Origin of the sequence: Roseomonas sp. TAS13, assembly GCF_001950415.1 — a bacterium.
GTDB lineage: Bacteria > Pseudomonadota > Alphaproteobacteria > Acetobacterales > Acetobacteraceae > Roseomonas > Roseomonas mucosa.
This window is the reverse complement of the sequence record NZ_BDLP01000551.1, coordinates 1-2,088: the sequence shown is the minus strand read 5'-3', so window position 1 is coordinate 2,088 and position 2,088 is coordinate 1. Positions and strand designations below refer to the sequence as shown.

At 74.4% G+C, this 2,088-nt stretch carries 3 protein-coding genes; all 3 read right to left on the bottom strand.

The features are described 5' to 3' along the window. Nucleotides 1-21: 21 nt before the first annotated feature. Nucleotides 22-447 (bottom strand): hypothetical protein, encoded by a 426-nt coding sequence (locus tag ROTAS13_RS23470; RefSeq protein ID WP_083755692.1) that lies wholly within the window; start codon nucleotides 445-447, stop codon nucleotides 22-24. Next, entirely contained in the window at nucleotides 448-1,431 is a 984-nt protein-coding gene (nudC, locus tag ROTAS13_RS23465) for an NAD(+) diphosphatase (protein WP_019463142.1), read from the bottom strand. It lies immediately after the preceding gene. An 87-nt stretch (nucleotides 1,432-1,518) separates the two neighbouring features. Next, nucleotides 1,519-2,088 (bottom strand): GNAT family N-acetyltransferase (locus tag ROTAS13_RS23460; protein ID WP_139323538.1); only part of this gene is annotated, 570 nt, incomplete at its 5' end.

The following is a 2,088-nucleotide window of genomic DNA, read 5'->3' as shown; positions in this document are numbered from 1 at the left end:
GAGATGGCGCGGGCGGGCGGGTCAGCGGAGGGGCTGGTCGTCCGGGCCGGCCATGCCGGGCTGGCGGACGGCCTCGACGCCGCCACTGATGGGCTGCCCACCGGCGCGGAGGCAGTCGTTGGTGGCGCTGAGCTGGGCGGCGGCGACCTCGGCCTGCCAGCGCTGGTACCAGGTGATGTTGTCGATGGGGGGCTGCTGGCGCATCAGCGCGACGACCTCCGGCCGGCGGGCGGCCTCGCGGCGGCAGGCGGCCTCCTGCGGGTTCTCGGCGCGGGGGACGGGCTGGACGATGGCCCCACCCGGATTGCAGGCGGCCAGGAGCGGCAGGGCGGCCAGGAGGGCAAGCGGCAGGGCCGCACGGGTGGGGCGCACACGGGCGGGGCGCGCATGGGCGGGGTGCACACGGGCGGGGGACATGGTGCGGGGGCGCGGGGCGAAGGCGGGCATTCAGGTGTTCTCCAGCCAGTCCTCGATCAGACGGCGCGCGATGGAATCGGCGCGCGGCAGGCGCAGGCCGAGGGTGTCGATGCTGCGGAGCTCGTCCCGGGTGAACCAGCGGGCGTCGCGGATCTCGTCCGGGTCGATGGTGATGGCATCGGACAGGGCCTCCCCATGGAAGCCGATCATGACGGAGGCCGGAAAGGGCCAGGGCTGGGAGGAATGGTAGTGGACCTCGCCGACGCGGATGCCCGCTTCCTCCAGCACCTCGCGGCGCACGGCTTCCTCCAGGCTCTCGCCCGGTTCCACGAAGCCGGCCAGGGTCGAATACATGGTCGTGTCGGGGAAGCGGGGGGAGTTGGCGAGGAGGCAGCGGTCGCCCCGGAGGATCAGCATGATCACGGCGGGGTCGGTGCGGGGGAAATGCATGGTGCCGCAATTCGCGCAGCGGAGCGTGTTGCCGGCGGCACGCGGCTCGCAGACGCCGCCGCAGACGCCGCAGAAGCGGTGGCGGCTGCGCCAGTGGAGCATGCCGCGGGCATGGGCGAGGAGGCTGGCCTCGCCGGGCGGCATGAGGGCGGCGACGGGGCGCAGGTCGGCGAAGCGGCCCATCTCCGGCGACAGCAGGGGGAGCGGGTCCTCGGCGGCGGAACAGTCCACGGCGAAGACGGGGCGGCCCTTCAGCGGCCCCTCCTCGAAGAGGCCGAGCAGCACCCAGGGGGCGGGCCCGTGGGGGGCAAGCCCAGGGGGGGCCGGCGCCGGGCCGGCGGTCATGCGGAGGGCCTCGGCGGTGGCGGGGGTGAGGAGGACGGCCTCGGGCTCGCCGGCGGCATTGTCGCGGAGCAGGGACTGGCTGCGCCAGACGGGGACGAAGAGGGCATCCTCGCGCGCCAGCTGGGCGGCGACGAAATCCGCCTCGTCACGGCGGCCGGAGACCCGGTCGAGGGGGCTGCCGGTATAGGCGTTGGGGCGACTGGCGGGGATGGAGAGCATGGGGCCGGCAAACTGCCACGGGCGCCGGGGGTGGTCCACCGAGGCGGACCGAGTCCGGGCGGAAGGCCCCGGATGGCGGCGCCGGGATCAGAGACGCTTCTCGAAGAAGGTGTCGGGGTAGGGATCGTCGTTGAAGCGGGGGATCTCGGTCCAGCCGGAGGCGCGGTAGAGCTGCATGGCCTCCGGCAGCGCGCGGTTGGTGTCGAGGCGGAGGACCGGGATCGAGAGCTCCCGGGCGGTGGCCTCGGCGGCGTCCATGAGGCGTCGCGCGACGCCCAGGCCGCGCGCGGCGGGCGAGACCCAGAGGCGCTTGATCTCCGCCCATTGCTTTCCCGTGCCCTTGAGCCCGACGCAGCCGAGGGGAAGGCCGTCCGACAGGGCCAGGAGGAAGCTGCCGCGGGGCCGCATCATGTCGGCGGCCTCGGGGTCGCGGGAAAGCGTGACGTCGAAGCCCTTCTCGAAGCGGCGGGCGAGCTCGGCGTAGTACTCGCCCAGGCAATGGCGCGCGGCTTCGCCCCGGGGATCGGCCTCCTCGATGGCGAGGTGGTCGCGACCCAGGGCGAGGGCCACGGTGTCCATGGCCTGGAGCAGCGCCTCGGCCCGCGGCGCGCGGGACAGCAGGGCCGCGGCCCTGGCATCCGATATCTCCTCATAGGC

Excerpts from the sequence above, each read along its gene's own strand:
- ROTAS13_RS23470 (WP_083755692.1), bottom strand. The coding sequence starts at position 447 with ATGCCCGCCTTCGCCCCGCGCCCCCGCACCATGTCCCCCGCCCGTGTG.
- nudC (WP_019463142.1), bottom strand. The coding sequence starts at position 1,431 with ATGCTCTCCATCCCCGCCAGTCGCCCCAACGCCTATACCGGCAGCCCC.